The organism is Deinococcus cellulosilyticus NBRC 106333 = KACC 11606, from assembly GCF_007990775.1.
GTDB classification, from domain to species: domain Bacteria; phylum Deinococcota; class Deinococci; order Deinococcales; family Deinococcaceae; genus Deinococcus_C; species Deinococcus_C cellulosilyticus.
Genome location: NZ_BJXB01000062.1, coordinates 1 through 7,720, shown reverse-complemented (window position 1 = coordinate 7,720; position 7,720 = coordinate 1). Strand labels below are relative to the sequence as shown.

Below are 7,720 nucleotides of genomic sequence, written 5' to 3'. Positions count from 1 at the left end.
GGTCGATTTGTCACAAAAGTGAAACTCCTTCTTCGATCTGCCTCGCAAGTGATATGACAGTGCTTCTGTCTCTTGATGCTAAAATTTCTTGAACACCCGAATTGGTCTGTATTTCTAAAATATATCCCGTACCACCTGGATCTAATATAATTGTTTTAGTATAGAAAAAAATCGATATAGAGAAAATTACAGATCCAATCAGTAAGATGTAAGCATATACGCCTATATATTTAATTAAGAAATTAGAAATTACAAAAACAATAAAGGGATACAGACAGCCAATCTTGTTTGATTTTATCACTCTTGGATACGAATATTTAGCTGGCACGTATACCTCTTTAACATTGACTGAAGTTATGTTTCTTAAAAAATATGCTTTTTCTCCTATGCGTAGGATACCATCTTGGACACTAGTGTTGAGGAGTTCACCTGCTCGCTCTGAAGTCATATCTTATTGATCTTTGCACAGAGTGATGAACGAACCCGGCGAGTGGCTGAAAGAACCTGCTACGGTAAGGCATGTCGTTGGATTCCGCCCCCTTTGTCCACCCAGAAGAAGTTAGAGGAGCCATGCTCCACCATGTCAAACAGTGGCTTGGGGAACCCAGCCAGGTGATCGTCCCCCAAAAACAACATCCCGCACTGGACCCCCAATTTGCTGTCATGACCTTCCCCAGTTCCCAAAGTTATCTGCGTTACATGACCAATGGTGCCAGCCGCAATGTCGTCCCAGGCAGTCAAGCTGAATTTGGAGATGATCTCGGGGTCCGCTATGAATACCTGATGCATGGCAAGCAGGCTATGGATCGGGTGTGCTGTGACTTGCTGTTTCGGATTGCCCAGGTCCCTTATCTGATCTCTCGCAGCTTGGACGCAGGAGAAACCCTGGTGATCAGTCGCCAGCACGGCATTGGAGGTGGATCACCCATGACCAGTGTGTATCTGACTTACCCATATGAAGATGACCCTTTGATCTACACTTCAGACCCTCTGGGACAGCTCAAATTTGCCAACCTCCGAATTCAAACCCTGTGGGTGATTCCCATCCATGAATCTGAACGCCAGTTGATTCTGGATCAGGGTCCTGATGCCTTTGAGGAGATACTCCATCGCCACAAACCTGACTTCGCTGATTTCCGACGGGCCGCCTTGCTCTAGGCTTTGATCTTCTCCCACATGCCTGAGGTTGCAACCTTTTGGAGATCCAGACGCCGAATCCGGGTCCACACAGGTCTGAGAGAGCTTTTGAGGTCCTTCAATGTCCTGGCCAGCCGATTGCCCAGGATGTGGTGCTTCACGACAGCCCAGATCGGCTCGATCGGATTGAGTTCTGGCGCGTAAGGGGGAAGAAACACCAGCTTCATGCGGGGATGCTTATTCAGTAAATCCTGCACAGGTCGGGATTTGTGGATTCCTGCATTGTCCAAGACCACCATGAGGTCTCCCTGCAGGTGTTTCAGGAGATGAGCCAGAAATTGAGCGACTTTCGACCCATTGCAAGCACCAGGCAAGGTGTGTTGGTAAAAGTGACCCGTATGGGTCAGCGCGCCAATCACCGATAGCTTCTCCCAATTCATTCTGGTTTTGATCAGCGGGGTCTGACCTTTGACCGCCCAGGTTTTGCGAGTGGTGGTTTTCAGACTGATTCCACTTTCATCCAGAAAGACCAGGGTGGCTCCCTTCTGAGTGTGCTTTTGAAGCTCTGGAATCACTTGTTCTGTCCAGGCCGCTATTTTGGCCTCGTCCCTTTCAATGGCTCGTTTTTCGGGCTTCTGATAGGAGAAACCCAGTCGCCGCAGGATCTTGAAAACATGGCTGGGGTGATACCAGATGCCAAAACGCAGACCAATGAGGTCCCGCACTCGCCGACAGGTCCAGGTGGGGTCAGGATAGCCGTGTTGAAGGGCACTTTCCTGAAGAAGGTCCTTGAGTGTTGTGAGGTGTTCTGCGGTCAGTTTGCACTGTCGTCCAGGGATTTTTCTGGCCTTTAAACCTTCAAGTCCAGCCGTTTTGAGACGTTGTTTCCAGTAATGCAGGCCTGATTTGGAAACTCCGTAGTATTCGCGGAGATGCCGATTTGGGAGTTGGGTGTGTTGTAGGGTTTGAGCGAAGTGCAGTCTGCGAGCTTCACGTTGTTGGCGGGTGAGGTGTGGTGGAAGCCAGCCCATAGCACCACCGTTTCACACGTAGACCATGAGGCTCAGTGGTCAATGCAAAGATCAATAAGCTGAACACAAAAAATCGCAATTTTCAACTTTTGCTCTTCCAAACTCGCCAATACCAGCATTTACGCTTATTTTCCCTGAGAGACCGTCCGAAAAGGTCATTCCTGGTCATTCACCAACGCTTTGAACTGAGGAGCCAGTCCATAAAATGAGGAAAAGTAAGCAGCTTTTTGAAACCGGAATTCCAAGGCGGGTTCCAGTGGCGTCCACTTCTCTTCAGACCCCTGATAGCCAAAATTTTTCCATACCACCGCATCATCGGTCATGACCATTTGAACCGTAACCGATCCACACGCAAGATCTGCACAAAAAGGGCACACATAAATCTCTTCCCTGGAATCAGGCAGGCTCGGCTTAAATTGTTTGAGACGCGTTAAAAAATCGCGCACCGGAGGCCGATACTGCCCTCTGAAGAGGGTGGCGCGCACCGTCGCTTCTTCGCAACGAAGGTATTCCTTTAATGAAACGCCGTTGAGGATGAAATCCAGGTACATCAAGTTGGAGACGCCATTTTCTTCCTTCAGGGGCAGACTGGTTTTCTGCAATTCCAGGGTGTCAAACACTTCAGCAGTATAATGGGGCCCCACTGCCATTTTCCAGATAATGCTTTGCTAGACGACGAATCAACAGTCGGATGTTGACCAAATAGATCCAGGCTTCTGTGGTTTCAGGCAGGTACTCGTAGTCCACTCGCAGGCGACGATGACGCACCACCCAGGCATTGGTCCGTTCCACCACCCAGCGCTTTTTCAGCACCACAAAGCCTTTCTTGCCCGTCTTCCATTTGGCAATGGCTGCCTGGTAGGCTTCAGCCGTAATTTCGCTACCTACAATGACCGCATAGCGGCTGAACGAAGATGCATGCTTGACCACTTCGACCTTCCAGGAAGTCTTTTGCAGGACCCAGTCTTCAAATTTTTCTCCGTTGTAGCCGTTGTCTACGAAGATCGTCTCTAGGCGAGGACACTTCTCTTTGGCGGCTTCGAGCAGGACTTTTCCACCCTCTCGTTCCTGGGTACTGGCAGCACAGACCATTACATGGAGGATGTTTCCTAGCGTGTCACACAACAAGAAACGCTTGCGTCCCTTGACTTTCTTACCTGCATCAAAGCCCTTGCTAGCCCCCTTTTTGGGTGGTTTTGACACTCTGGGAGTCTAAAACGGCTGCACTCGGGTCTTCATTTCGTCCTTCCAGGCTGCGATACGTCCTCACCAGCTGACGACTGGCCTTTTCCCAGACGCCGGTTCTCTTCCAGACGCGAAAGTATTCATAAACAGTTTTCCAATGGGAAAAGTTATGGGGCATGGCCCGCCATGAGATGCCTTCACAGAGCACGTAGAGCAAGGCATTAAATACTGTGTTTGGCCACCGGAGTCAAGCCGGCAGAGCCGGTTGACTCCGGTGGCCTGCTGCATAAGGTTCCCCTGAGCGCAGCACCGCGAAGCATATCCTGAGGATTTTACGGGCCAGAGCGATCAAAGCCACTTTCTTCGGCTTACCAGCCTCGACCAGGCGCTGGTAGAACTCCGTTTGCTCGTTGTGCATCCTGGACACTGTTAGGGCTGACAGATAAAGGATGTTGCGGATCTTTTTGTTGCCCACCTTGGAAATCGTCGTCCGACCCTTGAATTGTCCGGACTCCCTGGGCACAGGAGATAGACCTGCATAAGCCGCCCACTGCTTAGCGGTTTCTAAATTCTCCAGGTGATGGGTTTCAGTCAGCAGAATCGAAGCCGTCAGTAGACCCACACCAGGAATGGAACATAGCAAGTCTACCTGGGCTTTAAGGATAGCGTCGTTCTGGATGGTATTTTTGATCTCCTCGTCTACCTGGTCCAGCTGCTCCCCCAGCAACTTCTGTCGGGCTTCACAACGTTCCACCACGGTCAGGCACGGATTTTGCTGATGGTCCATGGCATGGTGGCGACCCTTTTCCATCGTGATTAATGTCTGAATCGCGTCTCGTTCGCTCATCAGGGCACGGAGGTGTTCCAATTCATCCCGGGTGGGCTGCCACACGGCTGGCTTCATGATCAGGCCATACTGGGCAATCAGCTCTGCGTCCATTTTGTCGGTTTTTCCCCGTCTGAGTTTGGTTCGGGCAAAATACTTGATTTGAGCACCATTGACCACGCTGACCTGGCAACCCGCAGTGTAAATGGCATGGGCGATCCGCTGGGAATAGACTCCTGTCGCCTCCATCACCGCATGGGTGGTGTCGCCCAGGGCTTGATGGCCTTCCAGCCACTGTTTGAGGCAATAGCGTCCCTCTTCTGTATTGGGAAACATCTGGATGCCGCCCAGCTTGCTTACGCCTTTTTCGGTGGTCTGAAGCAGTCTGCAATAGAGCTCTGACTTGCCCACGTCAATGCCAAGAATAAACATGGATGACCTCCTGGAGGGAGAAATGTCAGCCCAGTTTTCAGTTGACAGAGCATTGTGTGCAGGCTTTTTGCCTTGAATACTGTTCGGTCTGAACCAAAAACCCCCGAGTCGGCCAGCATTTAAAGCACGGCCTTGAAGACCCAGAATTTCCCCAGGCTTGTCGACTCGAGGAGGCGTGACAGGCTCATTCTCCCACCTGTGGGGAGACCTCGCCTAACACACAAACGATTTCTCGTCTTTGGATGCGAGCGGGACGGCCACCGGGCTTGGTGGGTGGGATCAAGAGTTCAAGCAGTTCCCATTCACGATCAGTGAGGTCACTGGAATAGTTCTTTCTCGTCACAGACAGTATTTTACCAACTTACCATCATTCTGTCCCACCCAGAGCGTTTTCGGACGGTCTCTGAGGCAGACATGCCTTTTTCCTAGAGCGAGGACTAGTTTTCGTACTGAAACGAGAAAGCCTATACATTTGCTCTGATCAGAGCTTTTTCAACGAGAACGAGGCAGAAAAAGCCTCCTATGCGGCTAAGATTCATTCAGGTCATGTGGTGATACTTCCTAGCCAGACTTAAGAGAGCATTATTCTGCTTACGAGGTTCGGTAGCCGAGCTTTAAAACAGGTCAGCCTCTGGGTAGGATGAAAAAAGACAGCTTTATTCCAGGTGACAGCTATGCCACCTGGGTCTTAAGAGAGCCAACAGCCTCAAAAATATGTTTCTACAAGGTCTGCCCCTTGACTTTTAAGACAGTTACTCCTGTTTGATCACAAAAATGTTACAAAATGCAAGGTTGTCATGGGGTTGCCAAGCTGGGTTGCCTGTGCTGGACAGGCCATCAAAAATCCGCAAAGGAAAAAAGAGCGTGTTCAGGGGGACTCTGGGTATTCGTTTGGGTTTTCTGGCAAGGGAGGAAGGTCCAGGTAGGCCCTGAGGGCCTCTTCGACGATCCTGCTTTTAGATTTGCCTGTTTTGACAGTGTAGGCTGCAACAGCCTCCCGGATGATTTGCGGCTGGTACGTCATGAACTGGTTTTCAGGGGTGGCTGGGGCGCTGGCCTGCCGCTTTCTGCCTCCGCCTTTTTTACGTTTCCGTTTGGGTTGCTCCTGGTCGTCTGGGGTGGGCTGATCGGACATGAGGACTCCTGGCCGGGTGGTTTTCTTTATTGTAATAAGAAAACAGCCCTGGGTGGGCCCTCAATTGCCTCCAGGGTTTGCCGGGTTCTCCCCGGTCCTTTCCAGGATCAGCACCTGCAGGTGTCCATCGTCTTTGACTTTGATTTCCATGACCAGCCTGGTGGCCCCGGCGCGACGGGCCCGCTTCCAGATCCGGCCCACATCATCATCGTCTTCCACCCCGTAAATGATGCCGGGCTGCACGGTTTTAAAGCCGTAAATGATCCTGAGGGCAGTTTCGTGGGCCTGGGCTTCAGGAAGCCCTGAGGCCATCAACTGCGCTTTGATGCTTTCAAAGTCGGCATCGTCCATCATTTGCTCCGGTGACGCCTGGGCACGGTGACCTGAACCCGGATCGGGCAGAGGCGTGGTGAAGCAAGCAGCTGGTGGCGTGGGGTTGTGGGGATGGCGAATGGAAAAGTAAGGTTTCGCTGGACGAACAATCTGAAGCTGTGAAGTCTGTTCATGGATCTCCTGGTGAAGTGGATTTGCCGGGTGTGTCCCATCACCCGGTTCATCCATTTTATTATTTAAATAAGAAAATAGCAATTGGGGTGGTTGCTGCACCCCAATTCCATGGGCCCCTGGTCAGAACTCGTAACCGCAGCTGCACTTCGGGTTGTCACACCTGCCATCCTCCAGGGGCTTCTCCAGACACAACTCCATGCAGGTGCGCACCAGGGGATAAAAGTCGCTCCCGGTGTAGATCTCCCCCTCAAAGCAAATGGCAAATTCCCAGGGGTCCTCGTCTGCGAGGATGTACTGCACAGCCTCAGAAAACGTCTGGAAGTGAACCTGGATTCGCATCTCGCCAAAATTGGTGTTGAACCACTTGCGAAAAGGATTCCAGTCACAGTGCCCATCAAGGGCATAGATGTAAAACGGTCCCTGGAAATCGATCACCTCTGAAGCCTCGGCAGGGTTCAAGTCGCTCATCAATCCAAAGGCTTTACGGTGGGCACAGGATTCTTGTATTCCACACGCCTTTCCAGCTTCACAGCACTGGAAGGATCGGCCACGTCCAGCACCGTCTCTTCAGTGGTGCTCAGCAGGTGCTCTGTGATGCCGTACCCCTCAGTCGTGCTGTCTTCTATCACCACCTGGCACCGGGCCAGCAGCCGCACTTTCTGGTAGCCTTTCAGGTCCTCGCTGGTCCAGGTCCTGGCCCACTTCTCTCCTTTGTTCAGTTCAGGGCCCTCGATGGTGCTGCTCTCCACGCTGTCTTTCACCAGGGTCACCACAGCCTGCATGGTGGTGCACTTGCTGGTGCTCTGCAAGGTGATTTTCAACGGTTTGAAGGTGGGTGGGGGTGGCGGCGGTGGGGGAGGAGGAGGCAGGTCACCAATTTCATCCAGCGGCACCACTGCAGGAACCGGGGCTTTGTATTCGGTGCGTGCCCCAAGGTTCTGCTTCTTGGCCCTGGCCGGGGAATACACCGTGACCGTCTGCACTTTGTCTGGGCTCAGCAGGTGCTCGGTGACGCTGTACCCGGTGCTGGACCCCTCCTGACTGCTCACAACGCATGATACCTTCAGCTGCACTTTGCCGAGTCCTTCCAACTCCTCCGTGCTGATGGTGCGGGACCATGAATCGTTCAAGGCCACGTCCGGGCTGGTGATCAACAGTTGCACCTGGTCGTGCTGGCCGCTGACCTCTGCAACCATGCTGAAACACCTTTCATTGTTCAGGGTGACTTTGAGGGGCTTGGGCGGTTTGGGTTGTGGGACGCTCCCGGTGAACTGCTGCAACTGGTCACAACCTGCCAGCACCCCCATCATCCCCAACAGGGCTATTTTTTTTCATGACACCTCCAAAGAATGCGTTCTAAACGTATTCCAAATACCATTATAGTATGAAACTTTCACAAAAAAGCAATTAAGGAGTGTTGCTGAGAGCTCCTTGCAGTAGCTTGGGCCTCACCAAAAACTTGGGTTG

At 51.9% G+C, this 7,720-nt stretch carries 10 protein-coding genes and 1 pseudogene; 1 reads left to right on the top strand and 10 read right to left on the bottom strand.

Annotated elements, in window-relative coordinates; all coding sequences use genetic code 11:
* Positions 1–10: 10 nt before the first annotated feature.
* Entirely contained in the window at positions 11–448 is a 438-nt protein-coding gene (locus DC3_RS28500; RefSeq protein ID WP_146892128.1) for a DUF6232 family protein, read from the bottom strand.
* Between the two features lie 122 nt (positions 449–570).
* On the opposite strand from DC3_RS28500, the gene DC3_RS28495 reads away from it, so the two are divergent.
* Positions 571–1,158: a suppressor of fused domain protein gene (locus DC3_RS28495; RefSeq protein ID WP_186816335.1), complete on the top strand. Its 588-nt coding sequence runs from the start codon at positions 571–573 to the stop codon at positions 1,156–1,158.
* On the opposite strand, the gene DC3_RS28490 is transcribed toward DC3_RS28495, so the two are convergent.
* From DC3_RS28490 to DC3_RS28445, 9 genes and pseudogenes are all read right to left on the bottom strand, one after another.
* Positions 1,155–2,168, bottom strand: a complete 1,014-nt coding sequence (locus DC3_RS28490; RefSeq protein WP_146892122.1) for an IS630 family transposase — start codon at positions 2,166–2,168, stop codon at positions 1,155–1,157. The two genes, DC3_RS28495 and DC3_RS28490, sit on opposite strands and share 4 nt — an antisense overlap.
* 155 nt (positions 2,169–2,323) lie before the next feature.
* Entirely contained in the window at positions 2,324–2,788 is a 465-nt protein-coding gene (locus tag DC3_RS28485; RefSeq protein WP_146892119.1) for a hypothetical protein, read from the bottom strand.
* Between the two features lies 1 nt (position 2,789).
* On the bottom strand, positions 2,790–3,371 hold the full coding sequence (locus DC3_RS28480; protein ID WP_146892117.1) for a transposase: 582 nt from the start codon (positions 3,369–3,371) through the stop codon (positions 2,790–2,792).
* A pseudogene (locus DC3_RS30215) lies at positions 3,343–3,573 on the bottom strand (transposase); the annotation flags it as partial. The gene DC3_RS28480 and the pseudogene DC3_RS30215, both read right to left, overlap by 29 nt.
* A gap of 27 nt (positions 3,574–3,600) precedes the next feature.
* Positions 3,601–4,611, bottom strand: a complete 1,011-nt coding sequence (locus tag DC3_RS28470) for an IS110 family RNA-guided transposase (protein ID WP_146892111.1) — start codon at positions 4,609–4,611, stop codon at positions 3,601–3,603.
* A gap of 868 nt (positions 4,612–5,479) precedes the next feature.
* Entirely contained in the window at positions 5,480–5,746 is a 267-nt protein-coding gene (locus DC3_RS28460; RefSeq protein WP_146892108.1) for a YlcI/YnfO family protein, read from the bottom strand.
* A 60-nt stretch (positions 5,747–5,806) separates the two neighbouring features.
* A complete protein-coding gene (locus DC3_RS28455) occupies positions 5,807–6,307 on the bottom strand; it encodes a hypothetical protein (RefSeq protein WP_146892105.1) in 501 nt (166 codons plus the stop codon).
* A 66-nt stretch (positions 6,308–6,373) separates the two neighbouring features.
* Positions 6,374–6,721: a hypothetical protein gene (locus DC3_RS28450; RefSeq protein ID WP_146892102.1), complete on the bottom strand. Its 348-nt coding sequence runs from the start codon at positions 6,719–6,721 to the stop codon at positions 6,374–6,376.
* Positions 6,721–7,563, bottom strand: coding sequence for a hypothetical protein (locus DC3_RS28445; protein ID WP_146892099.1), 843 nt, complete (start codon positions 7,561–7,563; stop codon positions 6,721–6,723). The genes DC3_RS28450 and DC3_RS28445 overlap by 1 nt, the downstream gene beginning before the upstream one ends.
* Positions 7,564–7,720 lie beyond the last annotated feature (157 nt).